Here is a 16111-nt window from a genome sequence, read left to right on the forward strand (position 1 = left end):
CGCGTCATCCGTCAGGTGACCGGCGCGGCTCCGGGGGGTGTCGCCACGAGCCGCACGACGGCGTCGCGCAGCCAGGCGCGGTACGCCGTGTCCGACCACCCGGCGCTCGTGACGAAGTGGGCCCGGCCCTCGGGGGCGAACACGTACGACAGCGTCTCGGCAGCGTCGTCGCGGGAGGTGCGGAGCATGAACCCGTGCGCGACGAGGAGGTCGACGCTCGCGCGGACGGTGGTCCGGCGGCGCTCGAACAGCGCCTCGAGCTCCGCGGCGACCTGGTCGTCGCCCTGGGCCGCCGCGGTGAATGCCGGCCACAGCCCGGCGACGCGCGCGTTGGCGTCCGCGACGAGCGCGACCATCCCGTCGAGGAAGGCGTCGGGCTCCGTCAGGGCGACGACGTCGCGACCCTCGGGTCGCTCGGCGAGCGACTGCGGGCCCACGGAGCCGCCGAACGTCAGCTCGAACGCGGCGAGCAGCAGTGCCCGCTTGGGGCCGTGGGACTTGACGGTCTCGAGCGAGACGCCGGCCCGCTCGGCGACGCGCACGAGGGTCGTGCGGTCGTAGCCGTTCTCGGCGAGCTCGGTGGCGGCGGCCCGCACGACGCGCTCGCGGGTGAGTGCGGCCTGCTCGGCACGCAGGTCGGACGAGTAGGCACGAGGGACCACTATTGACTACCCCCTGAGGGTGATGAATACTTTCGACGGTTGGTCGATCTTCTCACAGCCGGACGGCCCGGTCCGCGCCTCGCAGACCTCTCTCCACCCGTAGCGCTCCCCACGAAAGGCACGTCCGATGGCTTCCGTCCTCCTGTGCTCGACCCCCGTCCACGCCCATGTCACGCCGCTGCTCGCCGTCACGCGCAGCCTCGTCGCCCGCGGCCACGACGTCCGGTTCCTCACCGGCGCCCGCTTCGCCGCGGCCGTCACCGCCGCCGGGGCGCAGCACCTGCCGCTGCCCGCCGAGGCCGACTTCGACGACCGCGACCTCGCCGGGCACTTCCCCGGGCGCGAGGGGCGGACCGGCCTCGACGCCATCCGGTACGACATGCTGCAGATCTTCGTCGGGCCCGGGCACGCCCAGCACCGTGCGGTGCTCGCCGCCCTCGCCGACCGGCCGGCCGACGCCGTGCTCGTCGAGCCCCTGTTCCTCGGCGCGACGGCGCTCGCGGCCACGCCCGCGGACCGCCGCCCGCCGCTGGTCGCGCTCGGCATCTTCCCGCTCGGTCTGACGAGCGCGCACACCGCGCCGTTCGGTCTGGGCGTGCTGCCGGCGTCGGGCCGGCTCGGGGTCGTGCGCAACCGGGTGCTGCAGCGCGTCGTCGAGCGCTCGCTCGCCCCTGCCCAGGAGGCGACCGCCGAGCTGGTGCGGGCCGCAGGGGAGCGGCCGCTCGACGGGTTCTTCCTCGGCTGGCCCGCCCACGCCGACGCGATCGCCCAGCTCACGGTCGAGGCGTTCGAGTACCCGCGCCCCGACGTGTCGACGCCGGTGCACTACGTCGGCCCGCCCGCGGCGTCCAGTGCCGCGGGGTCGGGCGGCCCGGCCCTGCCCACCTGGTGGAGCGACCTCGACGGGTCGCGACCGGTCGTCCACGTCACGCAGGGCACCGTCGCGAACGAGGACCTGGACCAGCTCCTCCTGCCCACGATCCGCGCCCTCGCGGACGAGGACGTCCTCGTCGTCGCGGCGACGGGGGGACGGCCCGTCGAGGCCCTCGGCGCGCTGCCGGAGAACGCCCGCGCGGCGGAGTACCTGCCGTACGAGTCACTGCTCCCGCGGACCGCCGCCTACGTGACGAACGGCGGGTACGGCGGCGTCCACCACGCGCTGCGCCACGGCGTGCCGATCGTCGTCGCGGGGAAGACCGAGGACAAGGCCGAGGTCGCCGCGCGCGTCGCCTGGTCCGGCGCGGGCGTCCGGCTGCGGACGAACGAGCCGCGGCCGTCCCAGGTGCGGCGCGCGGTCCGGCGCGTGCTCGACGACACCACCTACGCGGCCGCGAGCGCGCGGATCGGCGAACGCATCGCCGCGTCGCCCGGGACGGACGGCGTGGTCGACGTCGTCGAAGGGCTCGTGGGCGCTGCGGCCCGGACCGCGATCGACGGCTGAGACGGTACCCACCGCGCTCGGGGCCGGTCGCGCCCGGTCACCCGCTGTTCACGCGCGCGACGCCCCGGTGTGGGCCTCGCGCCACTCGCCCTGCCTAGCCTCGGGCGCGCGGCACGCGGCAGCGTGCCCGTCGAAGGAGAGAAGGGGATGAACCCGTGAACCGTCGTGCACCGCTCCTCGCCGCGGCCCTCGCGGCGGTGCTCGCCTGCGGCACCGGAGCCGCCGCGGTCGCCGCGCCCGCGGTCCCGCCGCCCGGCGCGGACCTGCCGTCGTTCGACGCCCAGGCCCACCGCGGCGGCGTCGGTCTGAACGTCGAGAGCTCGGTCGCGTCGTTCTCCGAGGCGCTGCGGATGGGCGTCACGACCCTCGAGCTCGACGTGCAGATCACCGAGGACGGGCAGGCGGTCGTGACGCACGACCGGCGCACGACGCCTACGGTCTGCCGGGACACGCGACCCGCCACGCCGGGCGACCCGGAGTTCCCCTACGTCGGGCGGTACGTCAAGGACCTCACGCTGGCGCAGCTGCGCACGCTCGACTGCGGGTCCGTGACGAAGCCGCAGTTCCCGGACCAGAAGGCCTCGCCGGGCGCGCGCATGATGCTGCTCACCGAGGTGTTCCAGCTCGTGCGCGACCACGGCGCCGACGACGTCGTGCTCAACGTCGAGACCAAGGTCGAGGCCGGCGCGCCGCACGAGACGGCGCCGCGCGAGGAGTTCGTCCAGGTCGTGACCGGGCTCGTCCGCGCGTGGGGCATGGCCGACCAGGTGACGATCCAGAGCTTCGACTGGGGGTCCCTCATGCGCGTGCGCGAGGTGATGCCGGAGCTCCCCATCGTCGCGCTGACCAACGGGCAGCAGTTCCTCCAGGTGGGGATGCCGGGAGCGTCGCCGTGGCTCGGAGGCATCGACATGGACGACTTCGGCGGAGACCTCGTCGCCGCGGTCGACTCGTTCGGCGCCGACGCGATCTCGCCGGTGCACGGCGACCCGCAGAACGGGTCGGTCGACGACCCCGGCTACGTGCCGTTCACGACGCAGGAGCTCGTCGACGACGCGCACGCCGCCGGGATCCGCGTGGTGCCGTGGACGGTCGACGACCGTCCCACGCTCGAGCACCTGGTCGACCTCGGCGTGGACGGGATCATCACCGACCACCCCGACGTGCTGCGCGAGGTCCTCGCCGACCGCGGCTACGACCTCCCGGAGGGCCACGCCTGGGAGGGCGACCCGCGGCTCGTGGACCTCGCTGCGCGGGCGCAGTGCGTGGGCGGCCGCGCGCACGTCGCCGTCTACGCGGTCAACGGCGAGCGGGCCCCGATCGACGTCCGCCTCACCACGCCGTACGGCGACGCGAAGCGCAGCGGGGTCCAGCCGGGCGCGGCTGCGTACGTGCTCGTGAGCTCGCGCGCGACGAGCGTGCCCGCGGGGACGGCGACCGTCGCCGGGTACCTGTGGGACGGCGTCGGGCACCACGAGGTGCGGACCGTGCCGTACGCGGGCGTGGCCTGCGGCTGATCGCGTCGCCCCGGCTCAGGCGGGCGGGTCCTCTGTGCTCCGCAGGAGGTGCAGGACGGTCTGGTAGTGCTCCGTCACCGTGCCACCCAGGTCGTCGACCGCACGCGCGACCTGCTCCGCCTCGTCGGCGGTCCAGTCGCTGAACGTGCGGAAGAGCCGGTGGACCTGGTCGCGGTCGAGGTCGATCGACCAGTGCCAGCGATCGGTCAGGACGTGCTCGAACAGGCCGCCGGCCGACAGCTCCGCCACGGTCGGCCGCTCCTCGCGCGCGGGCGCGTCGTCGGTCCGGTCGCGCTGCGCCACGATCTCGTCGACGCGGCTCCGGAACGGGGTGGGGACGTCGTCGCCGAACACGTTCCGCCAGACGGCGAGCCAACCGCTGGGCCGCAGCGTGGCGTGCAGCGCGGGAAGCCCGACGGCGAGATCCACCCAGTGCATCGCCGTCGCCGCGACGACGGCGTCGAACGCGTCGTCGGGCAGTCGCGCGTCCTCGAGCCGAGCCACGCGCACTTCTGCTCCCGGGGCGGTGGCCTGCGCGAGCGCGGCCAGGCGTTCGCCCGGCTCGAGCGCGACGACGTCCGTCCCGCGGCGCACGAGCTCCGCGGTGGCGAGGCCCGAGCCTGCCCCCACCTCGAGGACCCGCAACCCACGACCGATCGCGCCGGCCGCCTCCAACGCGTCGAAGACGACCGCCGGATAGGGCGGGCGGGCGGACGCGTACTCGGCGGCCATCCCCTCGAAGTGCAGGCTCGACACCGCCCCACCCTACGGCGAGGGCCTCGCGCCGGATCTCGAACCGGGCTGTCACAGCCGCCGCCCGGCCGGTGTCTCCATGTCGACACCACGAGAACCTCTGGAGGAGACATGGTCAGCGAAGCACGGGTGCCCGCCGTCGAGATCACCGGCGTCTACGGGGCACTGGTCAGGACGATGAGCCGTCGGATGCTCGGACAGGTCCCGGACTCGCTCGGAGTCATGTGGAACAACCCCGCCGTGTTCAAGGACCTGATGGCGCTGGGACGCAGGGCCGAGAAGTGGGACCGGCTCGACCCGAACCTCGCGACGTTCGCGCACATGGCGACGGCCGCGACGGTCGGGTGCGGGTTCTGCCTGGACCTGCAGTACTTCCTCGCGCACGACAAGGGCCTCGACGAGGCGAGGGCGCGCGAGGTCCCGCGGTGGCGCGAGTCCGACGTCTTCACACCGACCGAGCGTCGGGTCATGGAGTACGCCGAGGCGATGTGCCAGACGCCGCCCGCCGTGTCCGACGAGCTGTCCGACGCGCTGCTCTCCGACATCGGTCCGGCGGCCCTCGTGGAGCTGGCCGCCAAGGTCGGGTTCATGAACGCCACGGCCCGGGCGAACGTGGCGCTCGGCATCCGCTCGCAGGAGCTCGCGGCGTCGTGCGGCCTGCCGCCGCTCGCCCGCCGGTCGCCCGCCCGCCCGTCGGACGCCGCCGCGGACACGGCGGCCGCCGTCGTGGCAGGCTGACCGCATGGGCGAGGACCCGTTCGTCGTGCACCGGCGCCTGCTGTTCACGGTCGCGTACGAGATGCTCGGCTCCGCGGCCGACGCCGAGGACGTGGTGCAGGACGCCTGGCTGCGGTGGGCCGACGTCGACCAGGACGAGGTGCGCGACCCGCGCGCGTACCTCGTCCGCACCGTCACCCGGCTGGCGCTCAACCGGATGCGGACGGTCTCGCGCCGCCGCGAGGACTACGTCGGCGAGTGGCTGCCCGAGCCGCTGCTGACGAGCCCCGACGTGGCGGACGACGTCGAGCTGGCCGAGAGCGTCTCGCTCGCGATGCTCACGGTGCTCGAGACGCTCCGCCCGGCCGAACGGGCCGTCTTCGTGCTCCGCGAGGTCTTCGACGTGCCGTACGACGAGATCGCCGAGGCCGTCGACCGCTCGCCGGCGGCGGTGCGGCAGATCGCGCACCGGGCGCGGGACCACGTCACGGCGCGGCGGCCGCGCGTCGCCGTCGACCGGGACGAGCAGCGGCAGGTGGTCGGGCGGTTCCTCGCGGCCCTCTCCACGGGGGACGTGCAGGGCCTGCTCGACGTGCTCGCCCCCGACGTCGTGCTCCTGTCCGACGGCGGTGGTGTCGTCTCCGCCGCCCGTCGTCCCGTGGTGGGGGCGGACCGGCTGGCGCGGTACCTCGTGGGTGGGCTCGCCAAGGCCACGGGGACCGTCACGGCCAGCCCGGCGTGGATCAACGGCGCGGCGGGCCTGCGGATCGAGATGGACGGCGAGCTGGCCAGCGCCGTGGGAGTCGTCGTCGAGAACGGCCGGATCACGCGACTCTTCGGCATCGCGAACCCGGAGAAGCTGGCGTGGCTCGACGACGAGGCGGTGCTGGCGCGGTAGGGGCGTGCGCCTAGGGTGTTTCTCTCCGCGGGGTTCGTCCAGCGACGACCTTGACCGCGACGAGGAACGACGAGGAACCAGGAACGAGACGCCTCCATGACGACGACATCCGACCACGACGCCTACATCGCCGCGGCGCCCGAGCAGTTCCAGCCCGTCCTGAGAAGTCTGCGGACGCTGCTGTCCCGGGTCCTGCCGGAAGCGGAAGAGATCGTCGCGTACGACATGCCGGGATTCACGATCGACGGCACGGTCGTCGCGAGCTACGCGGCGTTCAGCAAGCAGTGCGGGCTGTATCTCCGCCCAGGCGCCATCTCCGAGCATGCCGAGGACATCAAGGCCGCCGGACTCAAGGCAACCAAGACCGGCATCACCTTCTCGCCGCGAGCACCGATCCCGGACGACCTCGTCGAACGGTTGGTGCTGGCGTCACGCAAGGACGCCGGGGTCTAACGGCTCAGCCTCGGTCGACGGTCACCCGCAAGGCCTGCCGATGCCTCCTCGACGACGACGTCGCGCACGTGCCGGTCGAGGATCGCGCCAGGGCCTAGCGTCCGGAGGGCTCCGCCTGGCCGGCCCCGGACGGCTTGGAGAACTCTTCGATCAGCACAGGGTACTGCTCGGTCCCGTGCCCGGCGGCGACGGAACGGTCCGCGATGGCCTTGATGAGCCGTGGCAGCTCGTCGTTCACGCCGGCGGCCTCGCTCTCGGCGATCAGGTGCGACATCGCCCGCACATCGGTCTCCAGGGTCGAGACCTCGGCGGGGAAGGACCCGCGGTCGACCTGTTCCGCGTACCCGTGCAGCCAGCCGGCCACCTCGACCGCGATCTGCTGCGCGAACGGTGCGAACGTCGCGGCGTCGACCCCGGCCGTCCGGAGCAGGGCGGTGCCGTGCAGCCACGCGTCGAGGACGCTCCACATCATGGTCAGCCCGGCGACGTCGTACAGTGCCGCCAGCCCGGGGTCCTCGCCGAGGTGGGTGACGGTGCCCAGCGCTGCAAGGGTCGGCTCGTGCTTCTCGAAGACGGACCTCGGACCGCTGTGCAGCACGACCGCGTCGGCGGTCCCGATCGCAGACGGGACGGCCATGATGGCGCCGTCCAGGTACCGGGCGCCCCGTCGCTCGACACGGCGCGCCGCTTCCCGACCGTCGGACGAGCTGCCCGAGGTCAGATTGACCACGGTGGTGCCGTCGAGCCCGACGTCTTCCCCGTCGAGGACGTCGAGGACTGCGGCGTAGTCGGTGAGGCACAGGACCGTGAGGGAGCCGCTGCGGAGGGCGTCGCCGGCCGACGGCGCGAGGCGCGCGCCGTCCGCGACCAGCTGTGCAGCCTTGGACGAGGTGCGGTTCCACACGGTGACGGGGTGCCCGGCCCGCAGGAACGCCCGGGCGAGCGACCGACCCATCAGGCCGAGACCGACGACGGACACGGGGAGGGTGGATGACGAGGGGGTGCCGGAGGTGTTGTCCATGGGGGGAATCGTCGACGTTCGTACCGGTATGAAGGTCAAGGGGGAGCGGCATGCGGATCGGAGAGCTGAGCCGACGGACGGGGGTCCGTGCGCACCAGCTGCGCTACTACGGGTCACAGGGCCTGCTGGACGCCGAGCGCAGCGCGAACGGCTATCGCGACTACGGCGAGGACGCCGTGCTCCGGGTGACGCAGATCCGACACCTCCTCGGTGCGGGCCTGTCGTCCGAGGACATCGCGTACGTGCTGCCCTGCGCCGTCGGCGAGGAGCCGGAGCTGGAGGGATGTCCCGAGCTGCTGGCCGCGATGCGCACACGGCTCCAGCGGTTGGAGGACGAGGCGGCCCGGCTGGAGAGGTCCCGCGCCGCGCTCGCCCGCTACATCGCGGCCGCCGAGCGGACGGATCGTGAGAGCCGCCCGACGCTCGTCGACCGGTGAGGCAGGGGTCTCGACGAGCAGGACGGGCACTCGATCGTCCTCGCCGAGTCGTCACACGAGCAAGGCACGGACCTCTGCCTCTGGATCCAGCGCGACAGCGAGCTCGTCGGCAGCGGTCGTGGTGGCCCGGTCTCCACGGAGGGACCGCGCGACCGGCCAGTCCCTCAGAGCATGCCGCGGTCGCGGGCGGTGGCGGCGGCCTCGGTGCGTGACTGGGTCCCGAGCTTGGTGTTGATGTGCGCCAGGTGGGACTTGACGGTCGCGACGGAGACGAAGAGCTCGCGGGCGATGGCGTCGTTCGACCGGCCTCCTGCGACCAGTCGCAAGACCTCGAGCTCGCGTGCGCTGAGGTTCTCGCCGGGGGTGCGCATGCGGCCGAGGAGTCGGCGTTGCACGCCTGCGCCGAGGGCGACCTCGCCGGCAGCGGCCGACCGGATGGCGCGGGCGAGCTCGTCCGTGGGCGCGTCCTTGAGGAGGTAGCCGGTCGCGCCGGCCTCGATGGCGGCGAGGATGTCGGCGTCGGTCCCGTAGGTGGTGACGACGAGCACCGGCGTGCTGTGCCGGCGCACGATGGTTCCGGTGGCGGTCGCGCCGCCCATCCGAGTGTCGCCGAAGCGTAGGTCGAGCAGGATGACGTCGGCTCGGCCGCTGTCGTCGAGCCAGGCCAGCAGGTCCTCGGCGGTCGAGGTCTCGTGCACGACACGCATGTCCGGCTGGCTGTCGACGACGGCTCGCAGCCCGGCGCGGACCACGGGGTGGTCGTCGGCCAGGACGACGTCGATCATCGCGCGCTCTCCGTCTCTCGGGTGGGCAGGGTGACCGCGACGGCGGTGCCGGTCCCGGGACTGGTCTCCAGCGCGAGCGTGCCACCGAGCTCGTGGGTCCGCGAGCGGATGGCGGGGATGCCGAAGCCTCGCCCGTGGGCGGCGCGGTCGTCGCTGACGTGAGCGGGGTCGAACCCTGCGCCGTCGTCCACGACGTCGAGCGTGACCGTGTCGTCGGCATAGGTCAGCGTCATCTGGGCGCGGGTGGCGTCTGCGTGCTCGGCGACGTTGGCGAGGGCCGACTGCGCGATCCGCAGCAGGGCGGTCTCGAGCGGCACGGGTAGGGAACGGACGGTGCCGCTGGTGCGGACGGTGACGGTCAACGGTCTGCGTCGTCCGGCGTCGGTGTCGTTGTACGTGGTTGCGGTGCGGTCCGCCACCCGGCGCAGCGCCGCGACGAGGGTCGTGCGGTCGAGGTCGCTGGGGGTGAGGTCCTGCACGACGCGCCGGGCTTCGTCGAGGCCGTCGCGTGCTGCGCCGCGCGCCTGGTCGATCAGCGTCCCTGCCTTCTCGTCGTCGGTGCCGATGGCGTCGTCCGCCGCGCGGAGCAGCAGCTCGATCGCCGACAGGGACTGGGCCAGGGTGTCGTGGATGTCGCGGGCCAGGCGGGCCCGCTCGTCGGTCACGGCCCGCTCCCGCTCGGCCTGGGCGAGGTGCTGGCGTACCTGGGTCAGCTCGTCGACGGTGTGCTGCCGTGTCTGGGACTCGCGCACGAACGCCTCGATCCCGAGCACCACGCCGACGGCGACGGCTGCGCCGAGCACCGGGCCGAGCACGAACCCGGTCCAGTGGTCGTCTGCGTCGGCCTGCACCAGCAGGCCTTCGGCGACGGCGAGGACCGTGGTGACGGCGACCGCGGCGACGCCTCGGTGCGGGCCGAGCACGTGCATCTGCAGCAGCATGAGCGGGAACGCGAGCCACAGCGCGGCCGGCGACAGCCACAGCAGCGCGGCCCAGGGGACCAGGAGTGCGGCGATCCACGCGGCGTCGGGCCACCAGCGTCCCCTGGGGGTGTCCACGGATCGTTCGTGCACCCGCACGACCAGACGGCCCCCGACGTACAGGGCGCTGAACGCGACGGCGGCGAGGAGCACGGGCCAGCCGATGCCCGACGGTGCCTGCGCGACGGCGACCACGAGGAGTGCCGCGATCAGGACGTCCAGGCCCCGGATGAGGCCCCGCGTCGCCGAGGGCGGGGGGTGGCGGATCACCCGTCCACGGTAGCCAGACCCGGCGCCGACGCATCGTCCGAAAGGTTGATCGGCGCGCCCACCCTTCAGCGCCGAGGGATCACCCCGGATCGCGATGACCGCGGGCGCGGTGACGCGGAGGCTGGAGGTAGTCCCAGCAACTGCTGCACGCGCAGCCCGTTCGGAGGTTTCCATGTTCGTCGCCCTGCGCGATCTGAAGCATGCCCGCGGCCGTTTCGTCCTGATGTCCGTGGTGATCGTGCTGATCACGTTCCTCGTCACCTTCCTGGCGTCCCTCACGGCCGGGCTGGCCCGTGAGTCGACGTCGGCCGTGACAGACCTGCCCGCCGACCACCTCGTGTTCTCCATGCCCGCCGAGGGCGACGCGCCGGAGTTCACCGCGTCGCGTGTCGACCCCGACCAGTGGGAGGGCTGGGCCGACATCGACGGCGTCGAGTCCGCCGCGCCGTTGGGCGTGGCGACCACGCGGGCCGAGACGGACGGCACGACGGCGTCGGTCACCGCCCTCGGCGTCGACGAGGGCACGGCCCTGGTACCCGTCGAGGACGGCGGCGAGGCCGGGGACGTCGAGCCCGGCACGGTCGTGCTCACCCCGGGCGCGGCCGACGCTCTCGACGCCCAGGTAGGCGACACGGTGACGCTCGGCGGCACCGAGCTCACCGTCGCCGCGACCGTCGAGGCCGACCAGTCCATCTCCCACACCCCGGTGGTGTGGACGTCGCTGGAGGACTGGCAGGACATCGGGGCCCGCGGTCAGGCCGACCAGGCGGACGCGCCGGTCGCCACGATCGTCGCGCTGACGACGTCCGGCGACGTCGACCTCGCTGCGGCGGACGACGCGCTCGGCACGACGACCGTCACCACGTCGGAGGCGCGCTCGGCCGTGTCGTCCTTCGCCGGGGAGAACACGTCGCTGACCACGATGCAGGCGTTCCTGCTCGTCATCTCGGCCCTGGTGGTGGGCGCGTTCTTCACCGTGTGGACCATCAGCCGCTCCGGCGACATCGCGGTGCTCAAGGCACTCGGCGGCTCCACCCGCTACCTGCTGCGCGACGCCCTCGGACAGGCCGCGGTGCTGCTGATCGGCGGCGTCGCCGTCGGCACCGGGCTGTCCGTGGCAGCCGCGACCCTGCGGCCCGACGCCGTCCCGGTCGTCGTCACCGCCGCCACCACCCTCGTGCCCGCCGCAGCCCTGATCCTGCTCGGCCTGGTCGGCGCCGGAGTCTCGGTGGCCCGCATCACCCGCATCGACCCGCACGCGGCCCTCGCTGCCCGTTGACCCACCCGACCACCCCGACGATCCGACCCCTGCGAAGGAGACACCGTGGACCTGCACCTGGAGCACATCACCCTCGTCTACCCCGACGGCGACACGACCCTCACCGCTGTCGACGACGTCGACCTCACCGTCCCCGCCGGGACGACCACCGCCCTGCTGGGCCCGTCCGGGGCCGGCAAGTCCAGCCTCCTGGCCGTCGCGGCCGGCCTGACCCGCCCCAGCCGCGGCACGGTCACCATCGGCGGGGACGTCGTCCTCACCCCCGAGACCTCGGTGGCACGGTCGACCCGTGTGCGGCTCGAGCGCATCGGCATGGTGTTCCAGTCGCCGCAGCTGCTCGGCTCGCTCACCGCGCTCGAGCAGCTCGAGCTGCACGCCCACCTGCGAGGCGAGCGCCCGGCCAGCGTGCGCACCCGGGCCATGGAGCTGCTGGACGCGGTCGGCGTGGCCGACCACGCCGGCAAGCTGCCCGCACAGCTCTCCGGTGGTCAGCGCCAGCGCGTCGCCATCGCCCGCGCCCTCGTCGGCCGACCCGAGGTGCTGCTCGTGGACGAGCCGACGTCCGCGCTCGACCACGAGCGCGGCACCCAGGTGGTCGAGCTGATCACCCGTCTGGCCCGGGAGATGTCGGCCGCGACGCTCCTGGTCTCGCACGACGCCTCGACCCTCGCGACCGTCGACGCCACCGTGCGGATGCTCGACGCCCGCATCGAGGAGCCCACGAAGACCGGGTCGCGTCCAGAGCGTCCACTGAGACCGGGGCGATCCTGACCAGGGTCTCGATGGCCTCGAATGCCCTGGGTGGCCACACCGCTGGCCCGGTGACCACTGCGCCGGGCGGGCTCCGCGTACGGAGGGATCGCCGTGCGGAGTGCGAGCCACCGGGCCGCACCCTCAGCCGAGGACCGCAAGGGCGATGCATCCCAGGCCGAGCGGGACGTCGAGGTAGAGGCACGCCTCCGCCATGGAACGCGGCACGACGTCGTTGCGCCGGTGGTGGATGACGTCCCACACGGCATGGCTGGCGAGAGCCAGCCCTGCGACCCACAGCCCGACGTCGGGGTCGATGACCAGTGCCGTCACGGCGACGGCACCGAAGCCGAGAAGCGCGGCCCCCTGGACGAGCGTCGGTCGTGCCGCCCCGCGAGCGACGCCGATCCCCAGGAGCGTCAGCGCCGTGATCCCCAGGCCCGCCCACCAGGCGAGCCCCGCGACCTCGCTCGCGACGACGACGAGCGAGGCGCCGAGAATGCTCGCCCACGCGACCCACGGGCGCCCGAACGCAGCCGCGGCCAGGTAGCACAGCGCTGCGGCGCTCACGCCGATGGCCAGGGTGGTGCGGTCGGCCGCTCCGATCGCGAGCAGCAGGACGGCGACGCCCAGTCCCAGGGCGGCGGGCCAGCCGCTCAGGAGCGTGCGCGTGGCCGTCGCCGGCGGTGTCGTCGTACCGGCTGCGGCGCTCGTGCGGGTGGTGTGCTGCGTGCTCATCACGTCCTCGTCTCTCGGTGAGCGAGGTGCGTCCTGACACCCCGCGGCCTCGTCGGACGACCAGCGTCCCCCGGAGCGCCGGTACGCCCCGGGGGTATGGTGAGAGGCGTCCGGATCCTTGGACCGGACGTCGGGAATCCGGGGGTGGGGACTCATGGTGGAGCGACTGGTGGCGGTCGTCGGCTACGCCGGTGCGGAGCTGCTCGACATCGCGTGCGTGACCTCGACCTTGGTCCTGGCCAACCGCGTCGGTGCCCGGCCCGCGTATCGGGTCGTGCTGCTCACCCCGGCGGGCCGTCCCGTCACGTGCGACTCCGGCCTGAGGCTCGAGAGCCAAGGCTCCCTGCAGCGGTGGGTCGAGCACGTCGACACGGTCGTCGTGACGGGAGGGCTCGGTCACGAGGACGCGGGTGCGGACACACTCGTCGTCACGCACGTCCGTCGGATCGCGGCACTGAGCCGCAGGGTGGCCTCGGTCTGCACCGGGGCGACGGTCCTCGCCGCTGCTGGTCTCCTCGACGGACGGCGCGCGACCACGCACTGGCGCTATGCGGACCGGCTCGCGCAGGACTACCCGTCGGTGCGCGTCGACCCGGCACCCATCTACGTCCGGGACGGCAACGTGTACACGTCCGCCGGCGTGACCAGCGCCCTCGACCTCACGCTCGCGCTCGTCGAGGAGGACAACGGACCGGAGGTCGCGCGCCGCGTGGCCCGCGCTCTCGTGACCTACCTGCAGCGCCCGGGCAACCAGGCGCAGATGAGCATCTTCACCGCGGCCCCGCACGTGCGGGACGAGTGCGTGCGGGCCGTGGTGGACCTCGTCGCCACCCGGCTCGACACCGACCTCACGGTGGCCGCGCTGTCCGCTCACGCGGGTGTGAGCCCGCGGCAGCTCACCCGGCTCTTTGTCCGGAACCTCGGCCGCACGCCCGCGCGCTACATCCGGCGGGCCCGGACCGAGGCGGCCGCGCAGCTGCTCGCGTCGACCGACCGGACCGTCAGTGCCATCGCGCACGACTGCGGCCTCGGATCCGCGGAGGCGCTGCGGCAGGCCTTCGCCGCGGAGTACGGCCTCCCGCCCTCGCAGTACCGCGCTGCTCACCGCCGCGCTGCGTCGCCCCACCGGCCTGAGGAGGAGAACCGGCCGAGGGAGGTCAGCGGCGCCGGGCGCCGCGCAGCAGCCACTTCGCCCGGGGTCTCGTCGGCGTAGCCTGCGCTTGCTTCGCTGCGCTCCGGCTCAGCACTCGATGACGTTGACTGCGAGGCCACCCGTCGACGTCTCCTTGTACTTCGTCGACATGTCGACGCCGGTCTGGCGCATCGTCTCGATGACCGTGTCGAGGGACACGACGTGCGAGCCGTCGCCCTGCAGCGCGAGCCGGGCCGCGGAGACCGCCGTGCAGGCCGCGATGGCGTTGCGCTCGATGCACGGCACCTGCACGAGCCCGCCCACGGGGTCGCACGTCAGGCCCAGGTTGTGCTCCATCGCGATCTCTGCCGCGTTCTCGACCTGGGCCGGTGTGCCACCCAGCACGGCGCACAGTGCGCCGGCCGCCATCGAGCACGCCGACCCGACCTCGCCCTGGCACCCCGCCTCCGCGCCCGAGATGGACGCGTTGCGCTTGTACAGCGCCCCGATCGCGGCCGCCGTGAGCAGGTACGTCCGCATCGCCCGACGGCGCCGCTCGTCGTCCGCGGCCAGGTCCGGGTGGGTCCGCAGGAAGTGGCGACCCACCGCGGGGATGATCCCGGCCGCGCCGTTCGTCGGGGCGGTCACGACACGGCGACCGTCCGCGTTCTCCTCGTTCACCGCCATCGCGTACGCCTGCAACCACTCGATCGAGTGGTCGACCGCGCTCGACCCGTCGCGCTCCTGACTCTCGAGCCGCTCGCGCTGCGCGCGCGCCCGACGTCGCACCCCCAGCCGGCCGGGCAGCACGCCCTGGCGGTCCAGGCCCGCGTCGACGCACGCGCTCATCGCGTCCCAGATGCGGTCGACCCCCGCGCCCACCTCCTCGGCGCTGCGCAGCGACGTCTCGTTCTCCCACGCGACGGCGGCGATGGTCGTCCCCTGCGCGGCGCACGTCGCGAGCAGCTCGGCGGCGTTCGCGAAGGGGAACGGCACGTCGACCGGCTCCGTCGCGCGGTCCACCGGCTCGCCCGAGAGCTCCGCCCCGATCTGCGCCGCCTCGTTCGCCGACGCCGCCGCGAGCTCCTGCGCCGTGAGGACGAACCCGCCGCCGACCGAGTAGTAGGCCTCCTCGGCGAGGACGTCGCCTGCGGCGGACAGCGCGGTGCACCGCATCCCGTTCGGGTGCCCCGGCATCCGCGTCAGCGGGGCGAGCCGCACGTCCTCCTGGCGCACCGTCACGTCACGCCGACCGAGGAGTGACAGCCTCGCGCCGTCGCCGAGCTTCTCCCACCCACCCGGCACCCGGTCCGGGTCGCACGTCTCCGGGTCGAGGCCCGTCAGGCCGGCGACGACCGCGTCGGGCGTGCCGTGCCCCACCCCCGTCGCGCCGAGCGACCCGCACAGCACGACGCGCACGCCCGCGACCTCGTCGAGCGCACCGCTCTCGGCGAGGGAGCGCGCGAACGCCCGTGCCGCACGCATCGGACCCACCGTGTGCGAGCTCGACGGCCCGACGCCGATCGAGAACAGGTCCAGCACGGACACGTAGGAGCTCATGCTCCCATCGTCGCACCTCGTCTCATGATGCGGACACGTCGTGGGGTCAGGGCGTGCGCGCGAGCACGACCGGGCACGTCGCGAGGTGGTCGTCGACGAGCCCGCACGCCTGCATCGCGGCGTACGCCGTCGTCGGGCCGATGAACCGGAACCCGAGCTTCTTGAACGTCTTCGCGAGGGCGACGGACTCGGGGGAGGACGGCGGGACGTCCGCCCACGTCCGCGGCCGGGCGGCCTCCGCCCGGGCCTCGGGCGCGAACGACCAGAACAGCTCCTCGAGGGTGCGGCCCTGCTCGTGCAGCGAGAGGACGGCGCGCGCGTTGGAGATGGTCGCCTCGATCTTCTGCCGGTTGCGGATGATGCCCGCGTCGCCGAGCAGGCGCGTCACGTCGTCCTCGCCGAACGTGGCGACGACGTCCGGGTCGAAGCCTGCGAACGCCGCACGGAACGTGGGGCGCTTGCGCAGCACCGTGAGCCACGACAGGCCCGACTGGAACCCCTCGAGCGCGATCCGCTCGAGCAGCGCCGCCTCGCCGCGGACGGGCACGCCCCACTCCGTGTCGTGGTAGTCCTCGTAGAGCGGGTCCCCGTCGCCGAAGCACCGGGTGCCGCTCGGAGGTCGCGCCGGGGCGTCGTCGGGCACCGCGAGGGGAGTCGCGGCCCTCGCGGGGGTCTCGGTGTCGGGTGCGTCGGTCGTCATGGGCCCCACTGTGCCGCG

17 protein-coding genes are annotated in these 16111 nt (G+C 73.7%); 9 read left to right on the plus strand and 8 right to left on the minus strand.

The annotated features are described in order from the left end of the window. Positions 1 to 11 precede the first annotated feature (11 nt). Positions 12 to 662, minus strand: a complete 651-nt coding sequence (locus ACZCLJ_RS14385; RefSeq protein WP_463104205.1) for a TetR/AcrR family transcriptional regulator — start codon at positions 660 to 662, stop codon at positions 12 to 14. Positions 663 to 789: 127 nt separating this feature from the next. Between ACZCLJ_RS14385 and ACZCLJ_RS14390 the strand changes: the two genes are divergently transcribed. Together ACZCLJ_RS14390 and ACZCLJ_RS14395 are read left to right on the plus strand one after the other, a co-directional pair. Beyond that, the gene (locus tag ACZCLJ_RS14390) at positions 790 to 2103 is read left to right on the plus strand and encodes a glycosyltransferase (RefSeq protein WP_463104206.1); all 1314 of its coding nucleotides are present in this window, start codon (positions 790 to 792) and stop codon (positions 2101 to 2103) included. A 155-nt stretch (positions 2104 to 2258) separates the two neighbouring features. Then, positions 2259 to 3620, plus strand: coding sequence for a glycerophosphodiester phosphodiesterase family protein (locus ACZCLJ_RS14395; protein WP_463104207.1), 1362 nt, complete (start codon positions 2259 to 2261; stop codon positions 3618 to 3620). 15 nt (positions 3621 to 3635) lie between these two features. Here ACZCLJ_RS14395 and ACZCLJ_RS14400 read toward each other — a convergent pair whose 3' ends face one another. Next, the gene (locus tag ACZCLJ_RS14400; protein ID WP_463104208.1) at positions 3636 to 4376 is read right to left on the minus strand and encodes a class I SAM-dependent methyltransferase; all 741 of its coding nucleotides are present in this window, start codon (positions 4374 to 4376) and stop codon (positions 3636 to 3638) included. Between the two features lie 108 nt (positions 4377 to 4484). On the opposite strand from ACZCLJ_RS14400, the gene ACZCLJ_RS14405 reads away from it, so the two are divergent. From ACZCLJ_RS14405 to ACZCLJ_RS14415, 3 genes are all read left to right on the plus strand, one after another. Continuing rightward, a complete protein-coding gene (locus ACZCLJ_RS14405; RefSeq protein WP_463104209.1) occupies positions 4485 to 5111 on the plus strand; it encodes a carboxymuconolactone decarboxylase family protein in 627 nt (208 codons plus the stop codon). Between the two features lie 4 nt (positions 5112 to 5115). Further along, complete coding sequence (locus ACZCLJ_RS14410) at positions 5116 to 5988, plus strand: RNA polymerase sigma-70 factor (RefSeq protein WP_463104210.1); 873 nt, start codon at positions 5116 to 5118, stop codon at positions 5986 to 5988. A 96-nt stretch (positions 5989 to 6084) separates the two neighbouring features. Continuing rightward, positions 6085 to 6441: an iron chaperone gene (locus ACZCLJ_RS14415; protein ID WP_463104211.1), complete on the plus strand. Its 357-nt coding sequence runs from the start codon at positions 6085 to 6087 to the stop codon at positions 6439 to 6441. A gap of 94 nt (positions 6442 to 6535) precedes the next feature. Here ACZCLJ_RS14415 and ACZCLJ_RS14420 read toward each other — a convergent pair whose 3' ends face one another. After that, positions 6536 to 7462, minus strand: coding sequence for an NAD(P)-dependent oxidoreductase (locus ACZCLJ_RS14420; protein ID WP_463104212.1), 927 nt, complete (start codon positions 7460 to 7462; stop codon positions 6536 to 6538). 50 nt (positions 7463 to 7512) lie between these two features. Between ACZCLJ_RS14420 and ACZCLJ_RS14425 the strand changes: the two genes are divergently transcribed. Further along, entirely contained in the window at positions 7513 to 7899 is a 387-nt protein-coding gene (locus ACZCLJ_RS14425; RefSeq protein WP_463104213.1) for a MerR family transcriptional regulator, read from the plus strand. Positions 7900 to 8063: 164 nt separating this feature from the next. Here the strand turns inward: ACZCLJ_RS14425 and ACZCLJ_RS14430 are convergent, their stop codons facing one another. Both ACZCLJ_RS14430 and ACZCLJ_RS14435 read right to left on the minus strand, forming a co-directional pair. Further along, entirely contained in the window at positions 8064 to 8684 is a 621-nt protein-coding gene (locus ACZCLJ_RS14430; RefSeq protein WP_463104214.1) for a response regulator, read from the minus strand. Beyond that, entirely contained in the window at positions 8681 to 10183 is a 1503-nt protein-coding gene (locus tag ACZCLJ_RS14435; protein ID WP_463104215.1) for a histidine kinase, read from the minus strand. The genes ACZCLJ_RS14430 and ACZCLJ_RS14435 overlap by 4 nt, the downstream gene beginning before the upstream one ends. Between ACZCLJ_RS14435 and ACZCLJ_RS14440 the strand changes: the two genes are divergently transcribed. Together ACZCLJ_RS14440 and ACZCLJ_RS14445 are read left to right on the plus strand one after the other, a co-directional pair. Further along, complete coding sequence (locus ACZCLJ_RS14440) at positions 10158 to 11213, plus strand: ABC transporter permease (protein WP_463104216.1); 1056 nt, start codon at positions 10158 to 10160, stop codon at positions 11211 to 11213. The genes ACZCLJ_RS14435 and ACZCLJ_RS14440 overlap by 26 nt on opposite strands. Positions 11214 to 11258: 45 nt before the next feature. Further along, entirely contained in the window at positions 11259 to 11984 is a 726-nt protein-coding gene (locus tag ACZCLJ_RS14445) for an ABC transporter ATP-binding protein (protein ID WP_463104217.1), read from the plus strand. A 123-nt stretch (positions 11985 to 12107) separates the two neighbouring features. Here the strand turns inward: ACZCLJ_RS14445 and ACZCLJ_RS14450 are convergent, their stop codons facing one another. Then, positions 12108 to 12701, minus strand: coding sequence for a hypothetical protein (locus ACZCLJ_RS14450; protein WP_463104218.1), 594 nt, complete (start codon positions 12699 to 12701; stop codon positions 12108 to 12110). Positions 12702 to 12855: 154 nt separating this feature from the next. Between ACZCLJ_RS14450 and ACZCLJ_RS14455 the strand changes: the two genes are divergently transcribed. Continuing rightward, positions 12856 to 13914: a GlxA family transcriptional regulator gene (locus ACZCLJ_RS14455; protein WP_463104219.1), complete on the plus strand. Its 1059-nt coding sequence runs from the start codon at positions 12856 to 12858 to the stop codon at positions 13912 to 13914. A gap of 27 nt (positions 13915 to 13941) precedes the next feature. Here the strand turns inward: ACZCLJ_RS14455 and ACZCLJ_RS14460 are convergent, their stop codons facing one another. Both ACZCLJ_RS14460 and ACZCLJ_RS14465 read right to left on the minus strand, forming a co-directional pair. Beyond that, positions 13942 to 15393, minus strand: a complete 1452-nt coding sequence (locus tag ACZCLJ_RS14460; RefSeq protein ID WP_463104220.1) for an L-serine ammonia-lyase — start codon at positions 15391 to 15393, stop codon at positions 13942 to 13944. A 46-nt stretch (positions 15394 to 15439) separates the two neighbouring features. Then, the gene (locus tag ACZCLJ_RS14465; RefSeq protein ID WP_463104221.1) at positions 15440 to 16093 is read right to left on the minus strand and encodes a DNA-3-methyladenine glycosylase I; all 654 of its coding nucleotides are present in this window, start codon (positions 16091 to 16093) and stop codon (positions 15440 to 15442) included. Positions 16094 to 16111: the final 18 nt, after the last annotated feature.

Source organism: Cellulosimicrobium sp. So1_17 (assembly GCF_055181235.1).

Coding starts and splice junctions, on each gene's coding strand:
- ACZCLJ_RS14420 (WP_463104212.1), bottom strand. CDS start 7,462: ATGGACAACACCTCCGGCACCCCCTCGTCATCCACCCTCCCCGTGTCC.
- ACZCLJ_RS14450 (WP_463104218.1), bottom strand. CDS start 12,701: ATGAGCACGCAGCACACCACCCGCACGAGCGCCGCAGCCGGTACGACG.
- ACZCLJ_RS14410 (WP_463104210.1), top strand. CDS start 5,116: ATGGGCGAGGACCCGTTCGTCGTGCACCGGCGCCTGCTGTTCACGGTC.
- ACZCLJ_RS14465 (WP_463104221.1), bottom strand. CDS start 16,093: ATGACGACCGACGCACCCGACACCGAGACCCCCGCGAGGGCCGCGACT.
- ACZCLJ_RS14460 (WP_463104220.1), bottom strand. CDS start 15,393: ATGAGCTCCTACGTGTCCGTGCTGGACCTGTTCTCGATCGGCGTCGGG.
- ACZCLJ_RS14415 (WP_463104211.1), top strand. CDS start 6,085: ATGACGACGACATCCGACCACGACGCCTACATCGCCGCGGCGCCCGAG.
- ACZCLJ_RS14405 (WP_463104209.1), top strand. CDS start 4,485: ATGGTCAGCGAAGCACGGGTGCCCGCCGTCGAGATCACCGGCGTCTAC.
- ACZCLJ_RS14440 (WP_463104216.1), top strand. CDS start 10,158: ATGTCCGTGGTGATCGTGCTGATCACGTTCCTCGTCACCTTCCTGGCG.
- ACZCLJ_RS14425 (WP_463104213.1), top strand. CDS start 7,513: ATGCGGATCGGAGAGCTGAGCCGACGGACGGGGGTCCGTGCGCACCAG.
- ACZCLJ_RS14390 (WP_463104206.1), top strand. CDS start 790: ATGGCTTCCGTCCTCCTGTGCTCGACCCCCGTCCACGCCCATGTCACG.
- ACZCLJ_RS14430 (WP_463104214.1), bottom strand. CDS start 8,684: ATGATCGACGTCGTCCTGGCCGACGACCACCCCGTGGTCCGCGCCGGG.
- ACZCLJ_RS14455 (WP_463104219.1), top strand. CDS start 12,856: ATGGTGGAGCGACTGGTGGCGGTCGTCGGCTACGCCGGTGCGGAGCTG.